General features: G+C 59.9%; 17 protein-coding genes. 9 read left to right on the forward strand and 8 right to left on the reverse strand.

What is annotated here, in order from left to right; all coding sequences use genetic code 11:
- Positions 1 to 9: 9 nt before the first annotated feature.
- Both ABIE28_RS17775 and ABIE28_RS17780 read right to left on the reverse strand, forming a co-directional pair.
- Positions 10 to 1236 carry an iron-containing alcohol dehydrogenase gene (locus ABIE28_RS17775; protein WP_354065241.1) on the reverse strand — a complete coding sequence of 409 codons (1227 nt, stop codon included), beginning with the start codon at positions 1234 to 1236 and terminating at the stop codon, positions 10 to 12.
- A complete protein-coding gene (locus ABIE28_RS17780) occupies positions 1233 to 2240 on the reverse strand; it encodes an Ldh family oxidoreductase (RefSeq protein ID WP_354065243.1) in 1008 nt (335 codons plus the stop codon). The genes ABIE28_RS17775 and ABIE28_RS17780 overlap by 4 nt, the downstream gene beginning before the upstream one ends.
- Positions 2241 to 2395: 155 nt before the next feature.
- Here ABIE28_RS17780 and ABIE28_RS17785 point away from each other — a divergent pair, with 155 nt between their 5' ends.
- The 4 genes from ABIE28_RS17785 to ABIE28_RS17800 all read left to right on the forward strand — a co-directional run bounded on the left by ABIE28_RS17785 (position 2396) and on the right by ABIE28_RS17800 (position 5897).
- Positions 2396 to 3058, forward strand: coding sequence for a GntR family transcriptional regulator (locus tag ABIE28_RS17785; RefSeq protein ID WP_354065245.1), 663 nt, complete (start codon positions 2396 to 2398; stop codon positions 3056 to 3058).
- Between the two features lie 73 nt (positions 3059 to 3131).
- Positions 3132 to 4139 (forward strand): TRAP transporter substrate-binding protein, encoded by a 1008-nt coding sequence (locus ABIE28_RS17790; protein WP_354065247.1) that lies wholly within the window; start codon positions 3132 to 3134, stop codon positions 4137 to 4139.
- Between the two features lie 7 nt (positions 4140 to 4146).
- Entirely contained in the window at positions 4147 to 4617 is a 471-nt protein-coding gene (locus ABIE28_RS17795) for a TRAP transporter small permease (protein WP_354065248.1), read from the forward strand.
- Positions 4617 to 5897: a TRAP transporter large permease gene (locus ABIE28_RS17800; protein ID WP_354065250.1), complete on the forward strand. Its 1281-nt coding sequence runs from the start codon at positions 4617 to 4619 to the stop codon at positions 5895 to 5897. Before ABIE28_RS17795 ends, ABIE28_RS17800 begins: the two co-directional genes overlap by 1 nt.
- A gap of 128 nt (positions 5898 to 6025) precedes the next feature.
- On the opposite strand, the gene ABIE28_RS17805 is transcribed toward ABIE28_RS17800, so the two are convergent.
- Positions 6026 to 6385: a nucleoside/nucleotide kinase family protein gene (locus ABIE28_RS17805; RefSeq protein WP_354065252.1), complete on the reverse strand. Its 360-nt coding sequence runs from the start codon at positions 6383 to 6385 to the stop codon at positions 6026 to 6028.
- A gap of 748 nt (positions 6386 to 7133) precedes the next feature.
- On the opposite strand from ABIE28_RS17805, the gene ABIE28_RS17810 reads away from it, so the two are divergent.
- The 4 genes from ABIE28_RS17810 to ABIE28_RS17825 all read left to right on the forward strand — a co-directional run bounded on the left by ABIE28_RS17810 (position 7134) and on the right by ABIE28_RS17825 (position 9027).
- Positions 7134 to 7367, forward strand: a complete 234-nt coding sequence (locus ABIE28_RS17810) for a hypothetical protein (RefSeq protein WP_354065254.1) — start codon at positions 7134 to 7136, stop codon at positions 7365 to 7367.
- Positions 7360 to 7692, forward strand: a complete 333-nt coding sequence (locus ABIE28_RS17815) for a recombinase family protein (RefSeq protein ID WP_354065256.1) — start codon at positions 7360 to 7362, stop codon at positions 7690 to 7692. Before ABIE28_RS17810 ends, ABIE28_RS17815 begins: the two co-directional genes overlap by 8 nt.
- A gap of 63 nt (positions 7693 to 7755) precedes the next feature.
- Positions 7756 to 7881: a hypothetical protein gene (locus ABIE28_RS17820; RefSeq protein WP_354065258.1), complete on the forward strand. Its 126-nt coding sequence runs from the start codon at positions 7756 to 7758 to the stop codon at positions 7879 to 7881.
- Positions 7882 to 7899: 18 nt separating this feature from the next.
- On the forward strand, positions 7900 to 9027 hold the full coding sequence (locus ABIE28_RS17825; protein WP_354065260.1) for a recombinase family protein: 1128 nt from the start codon (positions 7900 to 7902) through the stop codon (positions 9025 to 9027).
- 305 nt (positions 9028 to 9332) lie between these two features.
- On the opposite strand, the gene ABIE28_RS17830 is transcribed toward ABIE28_RS17825, so the two are convergent.
- Complete coding sequence (locus ABIE28_RS17830) at positions 9333 to 10829, reverse strand: CoA-acylating methylmalonate-semialdehyde dehydrogenase (protein WP_354065262.1); 1497 nt, start codon at positions 10827 to 10829, stop codon at positions 9333 to 9335.
- A gap of 93 nt (positions 10830 to 10922) precedes the next feature.
- Here ABIE28_RS17830 and ABIE28_RS17835 point away from each other — a divergent pair, with 93 nt between their 5' ends.
- Positions 10923 to 11825, forward strand: coding sequence for a LysR family transcriptional regulator (locus tag ABIE28_RS17835; RefSeq protein ID WP_354065264.1), 903 nt, complete (start codon positions 10923 to 10925; stop codon positions 11823 to 11825).
- Between the two features lie 56 nt (positions 11826 to 11881).
- Here the strand turns inward: ABIE28_RS17835 and ABIE28_RS17840 are convergent, their stop codons facing one another.
- From ABIE28_RS17840 to metC, 4 genes are read right to left on the reverse strand one after another with little or no spacing between them, the layout of a single operon-like run.
- Positions 11882 to 13687: an ABC transporter ATP-binding protein gene (locus ABIE28_RS17840; RefSeq protein ID WP_354065266.1), complete on the reverse strand. Its 1806-nt coding sequence runs from the start codon at positions 13685 to 13687 to the stop codon at positions 11882 to 11884.
- Entirely contained in the window at positions 13687 to 14607 is a 921-nt protein-coding gene (locus ABIE28_RS17845) for an ABC transporter permease (protein ID WP_354065268.1), read from the reverse strand. Before ABIE28_RS17845 ends, ABIE28_RS17840 begins: the two co-directional genes overlap by 1 nt.
- Positions 14607 to 15584 carry an ABC transporter permease gene (locus tag ABIE28_RS17850; RefSeq protein WP_354065270.1) on the reverse strand — a complete coding sequence of 326 codons (978 nt, stop codon included), beginning with the start codon at positions 15582 to 15584 and terminating at the stop codon, positions 14607 to 14609. Before ABIE28_RS17850 ends, ABIE28_RS17845 begins: the two co-directional genes overlap by 1 nt.
- Entirely contained in the window at positions 15578 to 16813 is a 1236-nt protein-coding gene (gene metC, locus ABIE28_RS17855; protein WP_354065272.1) for a cystathionine beta-lyase, read from the reverse strand. The genes ABIE28_RS17850 and metC overlap by 7 nt, the downstream gene beginning before the upstream one ends.
- Position 16814 lies beyond the last annotated feature (1 nt).

Raw genomic sequence — 16814 nt, forward strand, 5'->3', positions numbered from 1 at the left:
ATGTGGTCCTTACAAAGTATAGAGTGCGTCGCGATTGCCGGCATAGGCAGCGGCAACGAGGGCCTTCATGGCCGTGAGATCAAGTGTGCGGGGATTGTTGTTGACCAGGCGCTTGGCTTCCAGCGACTGCTCGGCCACCCAGTCGAGCCTGTCAGCGTCAAGCCCCAGATCCTGCAAGGTGGAAGGAATGCCGATGGTCGCGAACAATTGCGCGATAGCGTCTATTGCGGCCCTGGCCCTGCTGGCGTCGTCCTCACCTGCGCCTACCGCGATGAGATCGGCAATGGTGGCAAAACGGGCTGGATCCTGTGCGCTGTTGAAGGCCATGACATAGGGAAGCAGGCACGCCACGCCCACGCCATGCGCCGTATGGGTCAGGGCCCCGACGGGATATTGAATGGCATGGGCCGCGGCCGTGCCCGCAACGCCGAAGGCCTGGCCAGCCAGCGTCGCGCCCAGCATGACATTTTCGCGGGCGGCAATATCGGAGCCGTCGTTGACCGCCCGCGCCAGATTGGCAAAGAGCAGTTCGATCGCGGCGCGGGCCTGGACATCGCTGAAGCCATTGCGGCCGACAAAAACCTGCCGCCGCGTGATGCCCGCATCAGCCGGACGGGCGATGGCGGTAAAAGCCTCGATGGCATGGCAGAGCGCGTCGGCACCCGAGCTGGCCGTCAAGCCGGGCGGGCAGGTCAGGGTCAGTTCCGGGTCGCAGATGGCCACCTGCGGAATGAGATATGGGCTGGAAATACCGACTTTGACGCTGCGTTCAGGATCGCCAACCACCGCTACGGGAGTCACTTCGGAGCCGGTTCCAGCAGTCGTGGGCAGAGCGATGATCGGCAGGACAGGACCGGGGACTTTGAACTCGCCGTAAAAACCGGGCACGGGGCCGTCGTGAGCAAGGCGCAAAGCCACAACCTTGGCGAGGTCGACACAGCTGCCTCCGCCGATTGCGATCACCATGTCCGGGCCGAATGTCCGGGCCGAAGCCGTTGCCTCGTCGATGCATTGCATTGGCAGTTCGGCGACCGTGCCGTCATAGACGAAGGATTCGATGCCGGCGTTGCGCAGGTCATCGGCCAGCCGGGACAGCTTTTCGTCGACGTGAAAGCGATTGTCGGTGCAGATGAAGGCGCGACGGCCAAAGGAGACCGCGATGGAGGGCAGAGCCGCGCGCTGCCCATTTCCGACGATGACCTGTGCCGGCGATCTAATAGCAGCAAACAAGCTCAACTTTTCATTCCTTCCTTGGAGAGGTCCAGAATCCGCGCCCAAAGGGCGTCTGGCAGCTCGACGCCATTGGCCAGGGAGCGCTCCCTAACGGCCAAGGCGCGGTCACCGGGGACAAGCACCGGGCTATCCGCGCTTCCTGAGGCCCTGATATCGTTGAGATAGGTGCTGATGATATGGGCCGTTCCCGGCTGCAGCGCGGGATCGATGACGATGACGACGTCGCCCTTGTTGCAAAGAGCCGTGCTGTCGAGTGTGCCGACCACGTTCCTGCCGATGGCCGAGGCGGTCAAGGCGACGACGAGCACTTCAAAGGCCAGGCCGAGCGCATAGCCCTTTGCCTCGCCAAATGGTGCGATGGCGCCGCTTTTGGCGGCGGCGGCATCCGTAGTGGGATTGCCATCCGCATCCACGGCCCAACCCGGCGGCAGCGCTTGGCCGCGATTGGCGTAGTGGTGAATTTGGCCCATGGATACGAGGCTCGTCGCCATGTCGAGGACGAAAGGCAATCCAGCAGTCGGCACGCCAATGGCGATCGGATTGGTGCCCAGCATCGCCTTGCGGCCGCGATAGGGGTGGACCAGAGCTTCGCTGGTCGAGAGAACGATAGCGACCAACCCAGCGCTGGCGATCTGCTCGGCATAGAAGGCCAGCATGCCGATATGATTGCTGTTGGCAATCGCACCAACGGCTATTCCTGTTTCCCGCACCTTGTCGCGCAGCGCTCCAATGGCGCTGTGGGCGACAACGGGCCCCAATCCGGCCTCACCATCAACCGACAGGAACGCGCCGCGCCAGTCATGCGCACCGCTCGTCACCGGATTGATGACGCGGTTATCGATCCGCTCGCATATGCGGCTGAGGCGCAGCAGACCATGCGAAGCCCGGCCACGTAATTCCGCTTCAACCAGCAACTCGACCTGAAGCTTCGCAAACGCCTCGGGCACGCCATGTGCCCGGAGTGCCGACACAGCTGCAGCCTCCACCTTCTTTGTGGGCAACAACACCAAAGTCAAAATCCGATCTGATATCCGATTTGCAATTCGATATTCATGATGCTATTCCTTCGGTGCTGTCAAGGTCACCACATGTGAGAAGGATGGACTTGCCGATGGGAAAAACAGGCCCCCGCCCGCCAGTTGCCGAGGACGACACGGCCCCTATGCCCATGCTCAGCCGACCTAGCGGACTGGGGGACGAGGTCTATGAGGTGCTCCTGTCGCAACTGGTCTCATTGCGCATTCCGCCCGGCTCGCGCATCACAGTCGACGCACTGGCCCGAAGCCTGGGCGTGTCGCAGACCCCTATCCGCCAAGCCCTGCACCAGTTGGAGTCCGAGGGGCTTGTGGTCAAAGCGCACCTCATTGGCTACTCGGCAACGCCCCAGCTGTCCTTCGCCCAGTTCAACGAACTGTTCGAATTGCGTCTCCTGCTCGAGCCGGCTCTCGCCGGCATGGCGGCGCGCAATATGAGCGATGATGCGATCGAAGACCTGGCAGGCATGGTTTCGGGCATGGCCGGCAAAAATGCCGCGGAAAGCCGAATCGGATATTCGCGCTTCGCCAAGAAGGACGAGGAATTCCACGAGCGCATCGCGGCTGGCAGCGGCAACAATCTCATCAAGGACGTGCTGTCACGCCTGCATGTCCACATTCACCTCTTCCGCCTGAAATTCCATTCCCAGGTGACCGAAGAAGCCGTGGACGAACATGCCACGATTATCGAGGCAATCCGCAGGCGCGATGCCAACGCGGCGGAGGCGGCCATGCGCACCCATATCGGAACGTCGCGCAATCGCCTGAAGGACTTCTTCGAAGATCAATAGGGAAGATGTCGGGCACTACCCGGCCCAATATCACATTTCAAATTCAACAAACGTCATCATGGAGGAGAACTGAATGACATTCTTGAACAGCATGAACCGGCGGCAGATGCTGCTGGGGTCGAGTGCCCTGTTCGGCGGCCTGGCCATGCCGGCCATCGTTCGCGGACAAGGCGTAACCAATATCCGCCTCGCTCATCATCTGGCGCTCGAGTCCGAACAGGATATCGCAGCAAACTTCTTCGCCCAGCGGGTGAGCGAGCTCAGCGGTGGCGCCGTCGCGGCGCAGGTCCTGCCCGCCGGCCAGATGGGCGGCCAGCGCGAGATCGTAGAATCGGTGGCGCTCGGTACGCTGGAAATGGGATATGGCGAGTCCGGCCTCTATGCCAGCTACCTGCCGCGCTTCAGCGTCGTCGCCCTGCCCTATATCTATCGCGATTTCGAGCATTGGCAATCGGTGGTGACCGGCGATCTCGGCAAAACGCTGGCCGGTGAGCTCGAGCAGGCTTCGGGCATGCGCGTGATGAACTGGATGACGTCGGGCCGCCGCAGCACCTATCTGCGCAACCGCGCCATCAACGAGCCGTCCGATTTCCGCGGCGTCAAGGTTCGCCTGCCGGAAGCCCCGGTGTTTGTCCGCACATTCTCGCAACTGGGCGCCATTCCGACGCCAATTCCGGCGACCGAAATGTATTCGGCCCTGCAGTCCGGGGTCGTGGATGCGATGGAAGGTTCACCCGAAGTCGCCTACACTTTCCGCATCCATGAAGTGACCCAATATTGCTCGATGACCCGTCACATTTTCCTGGACGGCTCGTTCGTGGCCAATAATTCGTTCCTGGCCGGCCTGTCCGACGCGAACCGGGAAGCGGTGGAACAGGCGGCAGCCGAGGCCGGCGACAAGCTGCGCAGCGAGCACCTTGCACGCGAAGAAGGCTGGCTCGAAAAGCTGGCCGAAGCCGGGCTGACCATCAACGAGCCCAACCTCGAGGCGTTCACCAGCCAGCTCGGATCGCTTCAGGACAGCTTTGCTCAGGAATCGGGCTCGATGGATCTGCTCACCGCCATCCGCGAACAGGCCTGAGGTTCTCATGATCACACGCCTCACGGGGTGGATCATGGATGCGGCGAAGGTCACCATGTCGGTGGCCTTCGCTGTCATGATCTTCACGACGCTGCTCCAGATCGTCAATCGATATGCGTTCAACTTCAGCATCTTCTGGACCGAGGAGCTGATCGTCATGCTGTTGGTCTGGGCAACTTTGCTGGGCCTGCCGGTACAGTTGTGGCGGCATGAGGAAATCCTCGTGGACATAATTGAGTTGCCCGCCGGCTGGATGCGCACGCTCAAGGCCAAGACGGCAATCGTCTCGTCCATCGTTTTCTGCGCGGCGCTAGCCTGGACCGGAATGGACTTTGCCATGCGCGGCCTACCGGTCGTGTCCCCGGCGCTGGGCATTTCGCGATTCTGGTTCTTTTTGCCCATTCCGCTTTCGGCTGCCCTCGCCATTCTGGCGCTCTTGGTGCGTCCGCCGGGACCAAGCATCGGAGGATATGATTGATGCTGATCTCGCTTACCCTTCTCCTGCTTCTGTTCATCGCCTTGGGCATGCCCATCGCCTTTTCCATGGGGCTGGCGGCCTTTGGCGCGCTGGCGCTGGATGGATCGATCCCGCTTCTGGTCATGCCCCAGAAAATGTACAGCTCGCTCGACAGCTTTCCACTACTGGCCATTCCCCTGTTTATTCTGGCAGGCGCGGTGATGAATATCAGTGGCATTACCGGCCGGCTCATCGACCTGTCGCGTATATTGGTCGGTCGGCTGCGCGGTGGCATGGGCCATGTCACGATCATGACCAGCTTCCTGTTCGCCACCATTTCCGGCTCTGCTGCCGCATCGGCCGCAGCAGTTGGCTCTATGATGGTCCCGGCCATGGTCGAGGACGGTTTCCGCAAGGAAGACGCTGCGGTGGTCAATGCCTCCGCCGCTATTCTGGGCCCGATCCTGCCGCCCAGCGTCGTCATGGTGATCTACGCTTCCATGACCGGATTGTCGGTAGGCACGCTGTTCCTTGCCGGTATTTTTCCAGGTGTGCTGATTGCCTTGGTGCTGATGGGTGCAGTCTTTGTTCTTGCGCATCGAGACGGCATCAAGAAGTCGGTGACCGCAGTCAGTGCCCGTGAAATCTTCGATGCGATCCGGCGCTCGATCGTTGCGCTCCTGATGCCAGCAATCATTGTGGGTGGCATTATATCGGGCGTGGTGACGGCCACCGAAGCCGGCGTGATCGCCGTGCTCTATGGCGCGGCCTTTGCCTTGCTGACACGTCGCAGCACACTGGGCCAGCTAGCCTCAAATATGACCCAGGCGGCGATCACCTCGTCCTCGATCATGATCATCATGGGCGGCGCATCGGTGTTCGGCTGGATCATCGCCCGCGAAGGCGTGCCGGTGATGATCGTGACCGCAATGCAGGCCTTTACAGCAGATCCCCTGATCGCCATGGCTGCCATTCTGGTGATCCTTCTCGTCATCGGCATCTTCATCGAGCCGATCCCGGCACTGATCATGCTGGTTCCGGTGCTTCAGCCACTGGGCATGTCCTATGGGTTCGACCCCTATCAGTTTGCCATGGTGATCATCTTTGGCGTGCTGATGGGATCGCTGACGCCGCCCGTTGCAGTCCTGCTGCTGATCACCTGCAAGATTGCGGGCGTTGACCAGAACAAGGCTAACCGCCCGTTGTTACCGGTCTTCGGGGCGCTGATCGGGGCGCTAGTGATCATCGCCTTTGTTCCGGGTGTATCGACGCTGATTCCCGCGCTGTTCAGCCCCTCATAAAGGGGATTGGACGGTCGTGGTGGCTGGCCAACGGTGCGTGCCCTGCGCCGTTGGCCAGCGACTTATAGGCAAGCTGGGGCCGATGCTTGCCGGGGACAGGATTAAGTGGCCGCCATGTATGCCAGCGGCTATCTGTCGGCAGCCTCGGCCTGGACAGCACGGCCGGGCGAGGACTGCCGGCTGCGCAGGATAAGCTGAGCCCCGCGGCTCTCGTTCAGGACGATATCCGCATTGACCAAGTCGTTGCTGTCGACCTTCGCTCGCGCGGCGTCACCACTGTAGCCATGAGACAACCATCGCTGCAGCAGGCGCCGCTCAAGCAGTTGACGATCCTCGCGCACCATGGTCACCAGATTAAAGAATGGCATCAGATCGGACCACGGCTTCGTTCCGATCAACAGATAATTGCACTCCACGATGATGTGGCGCGCGGAGCGTCCAGATGCAGATCCTGTCCGTTGTTGACGCGACAAAATCGGCGACATCATAGCCGAGTTGCGGGGTACATTGATCCCGTCGGCGCCATTTTCGCGCTAATCGTGTCCGGCGTCACGGCGGAGCTGAAGACCTGCGTCATCGACTCTGACCCCATGGTCTCCCGCGACGATAGCACTGACTATGAGGATATTGTCGCGGTCCCCTCGATCCTTCCAACACGTACCTGTCGTCCACCATCGCTTCGATCACAGCTTCCAACCCCGGCGTCTTGTCGCTCGAAATCACTCATCGGCCGAATGGCAGGCACAGGACGAAGTGGTCGTCGAATTTGTTGATGCTGACGGCGACGTCGCCGGTGGCCGCTCGGCATATCTGAACCTAAACACCGTCGCTTATGATAGCGGGGGGAGAAATCACCTTCGCAGCCAACTATGACCGAGGCGAGCCCGACGCCTCGCTGCCCCAGTCTTACCACTGTATCGGCATGGGCCATCGTGATGCCGACCGCACAATGTGCTATGAATTGGCCGATGATGGTATGGTTTACGAAAACCCAAAGGAAAGCAGTTGGCGCTGAGAACCGTCGGTGCTCTCAATAGGCGCAAAGACACACCCGATTCGACCTACCGGTGTAGTACGTGCAGTGCAGCGGTGATTTTTCAGAAGTTGCCCGACCTTAGAGGGGTCTAGAAGTCGGCTCGAATGCCTGGCTACGGTTGCATTCGACTGCCGTCGCCCAAAAGCTGCCTGACCGCTACCGGCCCCCTACCCTGGCGGGTGCGGGGCACCAGGATATTCATGGCGTTGAAATCACTTGGCACGCTGGCGCCAGGCGTTTCGCGCGTCGAGCCAGTTTCGAAGTCTCCGCGCCCGTGTACCGGCGCAAAATCGACGGTTACCATGAACATGGTGATCGTCACCGACTTCACCTTGGGCCTTGCAGTGTCCAAGGCTGAAGCCGATCTGTACCTGCACTGGGCCGACGACCTGCTGGCCCCGGCAAAGGATGATGTTGACGATAGCAATGGCTGAACAGATCGGATCGCGGACGCAAGCGCGTCGTCTTCGGGCTCTCGGCTATTGCCGCGTCAGCACTAGACGCCAGGCCGACCACCAGGTCTCCCTCGATGACCAACAGAGGAAAATCGACGCCACCTGCGTGCTCCGCGATGCCGATCTCGTCGAGGTGTTCGTTGAACCGGGGGTGTCGGCTCGATCCGATCAGCGGCCTGAGTTCAAGCGGATGCTCGCCTTCGCCTGCGATCCCGCCAATCACGTGGACGTGGTCATTGTTTATGCCTTCAGCCGCTTCTTCCGCAATCCCACCCAGTATCTGCACTACAAGGAACTTCTCTAACAGGCCGGCGTACGCCTGGTCTCGGCGACCCAGGATATTCCGGAAGGGGCCCATGGCGAGTTGATGGAAACCATCCTCGCCGCCTTCGACGGTCACCAGAGCGAGGTCAATGCCGGTATTGTCCGCGACATGATGATGGCCAACGCCGAAGAGGGCTACTGGAACGGTTCGGCGCCGCCCTTCGGCTAACGCACCAAGATCGCTCTGGTGCTGCGCCGCAAGGAGAAGAAGGTTCTCGAGGTCAACGAGGCGGAGGCCGCCATCGTCAACACGGTGTTCAGGCTCTACATGAACGGCCACGAGGGCGGCAGCCCCATGGGCATCAAGGCCATCACTACCCACCTCAACACCCGGGGCTACCGGTATCGGGGCAAGGCCTTCTATACCGCCTCGGTCGAGCGCATCCTCAAGAACGAAGCCTATATCGGCATCCATTACTACAATCGCATCGACAGCCGCACCCGCAAGGAATGCCCGCCATCCGAATGGATCAGGATGGCGGTGCCGGTCATCGTCGACCAGGAAACCTTCGATGCCGTACAGAGCACCTTGCAGGCGCGCAATCCCAGGAAGACGGCGCCGCGGGTCGTCACCGGCCCGACCCTTCTGACTGGTATTGCCGCCTGCGATCAGTGCGGGCGCGGCATGATGTTGCGCACCGGCAAGGGTGGCCGGTACAAGTATTTGACTTGCGCCAAGAGTGCCACCGAGGGCACCGGCTGTGGCCATTCGGTCAGGATGGACAAGATCGACGAGCTGGTGATCAGCGCCGTTGAGGAGCAGATCTTCGCTCCCCAGCGTCTCGCAGCCATCCTCGAGGCCATGACCGACCGAACCGATGCGACCCGCCAGCAACTCGATGCCGAGATCGGGCGACAGCGTGCCGCCATCGCTGACGCCCAATCGCGCCTCGACCGGCTCTACGACGCCATCGAGGCCGGTGTTGCCGAGCTACACTATACCCGCTTCAGGGAACGCGTCGATTTGTCCAAGCTGCAGGTTCGCGAGGGCACCGCAGCGCTCGAATCGTTGCGCCGGCGCAGCACGGTCCGGACTGAACTTTCACCGGTCATGGTGCGACGCTTCTCCTCCGGGATCCGCCGCCGCCTTCGCGATGCCGATCCGGCATTTCGTCGTACCTGGTTGCATACCTTTGTCAGCAAGGTGACCATCGGCAAGGATCGCATCCGCATCTGCGGACCCAAGGGTCAGCTTTTGAAAGCCGTTTCGGATGGGGAGGATTCTGCGCGAGCAATGGTGCCCAATTTTGCAGGAGAATGGCGCGCCGGTCAGAATAAAACTGCGAACTCATATCGTATTGAAATTAATAGATAATCCAAGATGGCCCTTGACCGTGCGCTTGGCTTTGCGACAACTCGCCTGCTTGGCGAAATTGCCTTCACATTGAGTGATGCGGAGTGATCGCCCTCTTCGAACGACGAGTGCTCAAGGTTCACGGAGGTGTTGCCGACAAGAGAGGTGCCTGTCGACGGAACAGCTCGTTGCTGCTGTCCTCATTGCGCAGTCCACCAAGCCAGTCACCGCAATTCTTTTACGTCATCTGTCGAACGGCCGGCTTTGACTGCTCGCGAACCGGCCGATGATTGACGCGCTGGAAGTGACCTATCGTTACTTGGAGACTACTTCATGGTCGGCATCTGGAATTCGGCGCCATCCTTGATACCGCTGGGCCAGCGTGCCGTTACGGTCTTTGTCCGAGTCCAGAATTTGATGGAATCGGTGCCGTGCTGGTTGAGATCGCCGAAGGCGCTCGCCTTCCAGCCGCCAAAGCTGTGATAGGCCAGCGGCACGGGAACCGGCACATTGATGCCGACCATGCCGACATTGATGCGCGCGGCAAAATCGCGGGCGGCGTCGCCGTCACGGGTGAAGACCGCGGTGCCATTGCCATAGGCATTGTCCATGATCAGGGTCACGGCATCCTCATAAGTCTGGCTACGCACGACACTCAGGACCGGGCCGAAGATTTCTTCCTTGTAGATGTCCATTTCCGGGGTCACGCGATCGAACAGGGTCGGGCCCACGAAATAGCCGTTTTCATAACCCTGCAGGGTAAAGTCGCGCCCGTCGATAACCAGTTCGGCGCCCTGGCTCTCTCCACTCGAAATCAGTGACTTGATGCGCTCCTGACTGGCCTTGGTGACGACCGGCCCCATTTCAGAGCCGGCATCGGAGGCCGGGCCGACCTTGAGCTTTTCGATCCGCGGCTTGAGCGCAGCAACGATGCGGTCCGCCGTGCCATCGCCGACCGGTACGGCCACCGAAACAGCCATGCAGCGTTCGCCCGCCGAGCCATAGCCGGCGCCCATCAGGGCATCGGCGGCCTTTTCCATGTCGGCATCCGGCATGATGACCATATGGTTCTTGGCGCCACCGAACGCCTGCACGCGCTTGCCATTGGCGGCTGCCGTTCCATAGACATAGCGGGCGATGGGCGTGGAGCCTACAAAGCTGATGGCTTCGATCTTCTCGTGTGCGAGAATGGCATCGACGACCGATTTGCCGCCATGCACCACGTTCAGGATGCCCTTGGGCAGACCGGCCTCAATGGCCAGCTGCGCCAGCCGCATCGGCACGGAGGGATCACGCTCGGAGGGCTTGAGAATGAAGGCATTTCCGGCAGCAATGGCGGGCGAGAGCATCCAGAGCGGGATCATGGCCGGGAAGTTGAAGGGCGTGATGCCCGCGCCGATGCCGACCGGCTGGCGCATGGAATACATGTCGATGCCCGGTCCGGCGCCGTCGGTGAATTCGCCCTTGAGCAGGTGGGGCGCGCCGGCGACGAATTCGGACACTTCGAGCCCTCGCAGGATGTCTCCCTTGGAATCCTCGACGGTCTTGCCATGCTCGGCGCTAAGCAGTTCGGCCAGTTCCTGCATGTTCTGGTTGATCAGGGCGACGAAATTGAAGAAGACGCGCGCCCGCCGCTGCGGATTGGTCGCTGCCCATTTGGGCTGCGCAGCGGCGGCCGAAGCGACGGCGACGTCCAGATCAGCCTGGCTTGCCAGCGCCACGCGCGCCTGAACCTCGCCGGTGGCCGGGTTGAAGACGTCCTGAAACTCGATCGAGTTGCCGCTGGTTTCGACGCCATCAATGAAATGTCCGATTGTGCGCATGATAATCCTCCTTGGCTGGAGGGGATAATCGCCCTATATAAATCGCACATCAACGCAATCATTTGCGTATCCGTTGTGCAGAAAATAAAGCACATGAACTGGGACGACGTTCGCATCTTTCTCGCCGTGGCGCGCAACGGGCAAATTCTCGGGGCGGCGAAAGCTCTCAATCTCAACCACGCCACGGTGTCGCGCCGACTGGCTGCGCTGGAACAGGCCATCGGCAGCACGCTGATCATGCGGCGCACCAACGGGACCGAACTCACCGCCCAGGGCGAGCAATTCCTCGCCCATGCCGAGGCCATGGAAAGCGCCAGCCTAGCGGCAGCGGAGGCCGTGGACAACAATAGCGACATCGAGGGCATTGTGCGCATCGGCGCTCCCGATGGGTTTGGCGTGGCCTTCCTCGCGCCCCGGCTGCATGAACTGGTCGAGCGCCACCCTATGCTGCGGATCGAACTGGTGCCGGTACCGAGAGCCTTCTCGCTCTCGCGGCGCGAAGCCGACATTGCGGTGACACTGGAACGCCCCCGCGAGGGCCGATTGGTGGCCCGCAAGTTGACCGATTATTCGCTGGGGCTTTATGCCTCGCGCGCTTACCTTGACGCTCACGGAACGCCGTCCAGTCTCGACGACCTGCGCGCGCACCGGCTGGTGGGATACGTGGAGGACCTCCTCTACACCGCTTCGCTCGACTATACCTCAGCGTTCAGCGCTGAATGGCGCTCACAGATTGCCGTTTCCTCGGCCATGGGGCAGACCGAGGCCGTACGCTGGGGCGCAGGCATCGGCATTCTGCATGCCTTCATGGCCAGCCGGGACAAGGAACTGGTTCGCCTCCTACCCGAACACTCCCTCAAACGCGCCTATTGGACCGTGCTGCACGAGGATTTCCGGAACATGAAGCGGTTCACCCTTGTCTCCGACTTCCTCACCGAGATCGTGTCGAGAGAGAGTCTTCTTTTTAGCGGATACAGGGAACAGGTTGCGTCCTAGGCCTGTCGATTGAAGAATCGCTTGCAAGCTGTCAGTTCGCGCGCTGATGCTACTGGTTAAAAACTACGATTAGCACTCTCTAGGACGAAATGACCTTCGCCGACTTGCGTACAGACAGGCCGGTCTTGAACCCAATCTAGCGGCTTTATGGTTGAACGGATTTCGTCACCCTCGGTTACTCGCCGTACAGAGCGACGACTGGGATCCGGGATTGGGACGGCGTCGAGGAGACGACGCGTATAAGGATGAGCGGGAGAGGAGAAAACGCTGTCCTGCGGACCAATCTCGACGATCTCTCCCAAATACATCACCGCAACGCGATGACTAAAGCGTTCGACCACCGCCATGTCATGGGAAATGAACAGATAGGACAGACCCCTTTCCCTCTGGAGTTCTGCCAGGAGTTCCATGACTTGCGCCTTGACGGACACATCCAGCGCTGAGACGGCCTCATCGGCCACGATCAGCTTCGGCTCCAGCATAAGGGCCCGGGCTATGCAGATGCGCTGGCGCTGGCCGCCAGAGAACTCGTGCGGAAAACGGTGAAACATCTCTGATTTAAGCCCGACCCGTTCCAACGTGGCGACCGCTTTGTCTTCGGCATCCTGCCGTGACCCCATACCATGCGTCAGAAATGGTTCAGTCAGGGCGGCGCCGATGGTCATGCGGGGATTGAGGCTAGACACAGGATCCTGAAAGATTATCTGGACCTTGCGGCGATAGTCCTTCATTTCACGTTGGCTGAGCGATGAGATGTCCCGCCCGTCCACTTTGATGCTTCCGGCAGTCGGTTCGAGGAGGCGCATGACCAGCCGCCCCGTGGTAGACTTCCCACTTCCCGACTCTCCCACCAGACTCAATGTTTCACCCGGTGCAAGGTGAAATGACACTCCCTCCACGGCATGCACGCGACCACCCAGGCGCCTGAGCGGTCCTCCACGAACTTCGAAGCGCTTGGTCAGATCGCGGACCTCCAGCAATGGCACAGCCGACTTGTTCGGCTCTGGTACTTGAGGCAAGCTTGTTATCGGTTCGCTCCATTCGTCATCGTTTCCGGCAATCTCGCTTTTGCCAAGTCTGGGAACAGCAGAGAGCAGGGCACGTGTATAGGGATGCTCGGCATCTCGAAATATTTCGGCCGTCGCTCCTTTCTCGACGCAGGCGCCGTGATACATCACCATTGTCTGATCGGCGACTTCTGCGACCACACCCATGTCGTGCGTGATGAACATCACGGACATGTCGTACTCGGCCTGGATTTCCTTGATGAGCTCCAGAATCTGCGCCTGTATAGTCACGTCAAGCGCTGTCGTAGGCTCATCGGCAATCAGCAACCGAGGATTTGTCGCCAGCGCCAACGCAATCATGACCCGCTGGCGCATACCACCGGAGAACTGGTGCGGATAATCATCAAGGCGATGCGACGCGGCAGGTATCCGGACGCGCTCGAGCAGTTCAACCGCCAACTTCCTCGCCTCTTGCCGTCCCAGCTCAAGATGCTGCCGGATTGTCTCGACCATGTGAAAACCAACGGTGTAAACCGGGTTGAGACTGGTCTCCTGAAAGATCATTGCGATGTCGCGTCCGCGTATCCGCCGCATCTCTTGATCTGGAAGCGTCAGCAGATTTCGCCCGTCAAAAGTGACCGTGCCCGACGTGCGGCTTTTGCCTCGCGGCAATAGGCCCATCACTGATAGCGCGGTAATACTCTTGCCTGATCCGGATTCGCCGACAACGGCCAGCGTTTCGCCCCGCGCGATAGAAAACGAGATATCGCTGACGATCGGCCTCCAGCGCCCGGAGACAAAAAGCGAAGTGCTCAGGCGGTCAACGACAAGCGTGGGCGTTTTCTGTTGCGACATCACTCATCTTCTCCACGTGGATTGACAATATCCCGAATTCGGTCGCCGACGAGATTGATGGACAACACCGTCAACGCCAGGGCGATGCCCGGATAAAGTGTGACCCAGTACTGGCCCGACAGCATGTACTGGTAGCCATTGGCGATCAGCATGCCCAAGCTGGGTTCGTTGACCGGCACGCCCAGGCCAAGGAAGGACAGGGTCGCCTCAAGGGAAATCGCGCGCGCCACCTGCATCGTGGCGACAACGATGAGTGGTGGCATGCAGTTGGGCATCAGGTGCCGCGTGATGATTTTCCACCATGGCAGCGCAAGGCAGTGCGCCGCCTCGATATATTCGCGTTTCATCTCGACCAGTGCCGTGGCACGGGCCGTGCGCGCATAGGTTGCCCATTCAACGATGATAAGAGCCAGGACGACGTTGGTGATGCCCTTGCCCAGCACCGCGAGGATGATAAATGCCACCAGGATTGTGGGGAATGAAAGTTGCAGGTCGACCAGCCGCATGATCAGGGAATCAGTGCGTCCCCCCGCAAATGCCGCAAGCAGTCCCAGCAGCGTTCCTATCAGCGCCGCGATCAGCGCCGAACCGATGCCCACTATCAGCGATATTCGCAATCCGTAGAGGATCGCCGACCACATATCGCGGCCCTGTCCGTCGCTCCCGAGGATCAGCATCGTGCCAGCAGCGGACTGAGATCCAGGAGGCCGCATGCCGTCACGGAAGTCGATTTGCATCAGGTCGTATGGGTTTTGCAGCGACAAAAAGTTGGCAAATACCGCGCAGAGAACGATGATGCCGAACATTATGAGCGCCAGAACAGCAATCCTGGAACGGCGATAGTTCCGCCAGTGGCGCTGCCAGGTCGTCTCTGGTGTGGAGGGAAACGCTTCAAACAGTGTCGATGGATCGGCTGACATCACGCCTTCCCTCCCGCCACCCGCACGCGCGGATCAAGCAAAGTATAAATTAGGTCTACAATCAAATTGATTGTGACAAAAAGCACAACAATTACAACCAGATAAGCAACTATTATCGGCCTATCAAGTATATTTATGCTATCCACGATCAATTTTCCCATACCCGGCCAATTGAAGATGCTTTCGGTGACTACGGAAAATGCGATGACTGACCCGAACTCCAGCCCCACCACAGTCACGATGGGGATCATGATGTTCTTGAGGACATGGACGCCCACAACCCTCCTTTCTGTAAGGCCGCGGGCCCTGGCATAGCGCACGTGGTCGAGCGGCAAGGTTTCCCTTACGCCTGCCCGCGTCATTCTGATCAACAGAGCAATCTTGAACAAAGCCATCGTCGTCGCAGGCAGGATCATGTATCGCCAGCCATCGACACTGAGGAAAGACCACTGCATTCCCAGAACGGAGACCGTGCTGCCACGCCCACTTGACGGCAACCAACCTAGGGCCACCGCGAAAACCATGATCATGAGCAGGCCGATCCAGAAGGTCGGCAGCGAGAAGCCGATTATGCTTCCGGCCATCAGCGTCTTGGACAAAGCCGATTTCGGACGCAGCCCGGCATAGAGACCCAGTGGAATTCCGACCAGGATTGCCAGGGTCATTGCCGCAATCGCCAGTTCCAGGGTAGCCGGCAGACGTTCCAAAATGACCTGTAGCGCAGGCCGGTTGTACACGTAGCTATTGCCGAGGTCGCCGCGCAGCAGCCCCTTAAGGAACTCGACGTACTGAACCCACAGAGGCTGATCCAGGCCAAGCTCTCTGACGATCCGGGCGCGCTCGATTTGGTCAGCGTCGGGAGAGATCAGGATGTCTACGGGATTGCCAATAACATTGATGCCGAGGAATACGATAACCGTCATCACCAGCACGACTAGCATCGCCTGCAATATGCGTTGCCCGAACCAGATTAGCATTTCACGTCTCCAGTTTGACTGACCACCTCTTCACGAACGCCGGCAACCTCCGGCCGCAATTGTTCCAGCAATTTGATGAGATCGGCCATTAGATCATCTTCGCGTTCGAGCCCGATGCTGACACGGAGATATGGACCTTCGGATGTGTCGGTCTGGACCGTTCTCAGACCGGCCAGAGACATCGGAGCAAGGATGCTGTGCACGCCTCCCCAGGACGCCCCGATCGAAAATATGCGAACCGCGTCCAGCGCTTGGGCAAGACTGGCTCGGAACTCACGTCGAACAACCACGGTGAAGACGCTGCCGGCACCGTTATAGTCACGCTGCCAGAGATCGTGGCCGTTGAATTCTGGCAGGGCGGGATGGAGTATCGCCTCAATTTCCGGTCTCTCCCGCAATTTAGTGGCAATACGAAGCGCCACCGCGCTGGAGTGGGCAAGGCGGACTGCCATGGTCTTGATTCCACGCAGCACGAGAAGCGCGTCGTCAGGCGATACGCCCAAACCGAACAGCTTAAACGTCCTCTTCAACTGCTCGAAGAGCGCATAGTCCCGAACGGCCACCGATCCCATCAAAAGGTCAGAGTGCCCTCCAGCATATTTTGTCAGAGCCTCGACAGAAAAATCCGCTCCGAGCGCCAGCGGCTTGAGATAAAGCGGCGATGCCCAGGTATTGTCACAGCAAACCAGGGCACCTTGCTGATGCACGCTGGCGACGATGGCCGGGATGTCCTGCATCTCCATCGTCGTCGAGCCGGGCGATTCTACCAATACCAGCCGGGTGATCGGCGATAGCCATTCCGTGATTTTGCTGCCGACACAGGGCGGATAATACGTCACCGCAATCCCCATACGAGCAAGATGAAAGTCGGCAAACTCACGCACGGGAGGATATATCGTATCCGGGATCAGCACCTCATCGCCTGCATTCAGCACCGTCTGCATGACGAGCACCAGAGCCGAGAGGCCTGATGGCGTGACCACTGCCCGCACGCCACCCTCCAAGACAGCGATCTGTGCTTCGAGCATACGCACGGTCGGCGTGCCATGCAGCCCATAGCTGTAGGCATCCGGCCCTTTGTCATTCCGGCGTGCATAGGCTTCACCGCTCTCGAATGCGATGGTTGAGCCACGATACAATGGGGGACTGAGGCTTTTGAAGCCGCCCATATCCGGTTTTGGCGGATGGACGCATAGTGTTTCGTCTGCGGACCAAGCATCGTCCGTCATC

The organism is Devosia sp. 2618 (assembly GCF_040546815.1).
Lineage (GTDB): Bacteria > Pseudomonadota > Alphaproteobacteria > Rhizobiales > Devosiaceae > Devosia.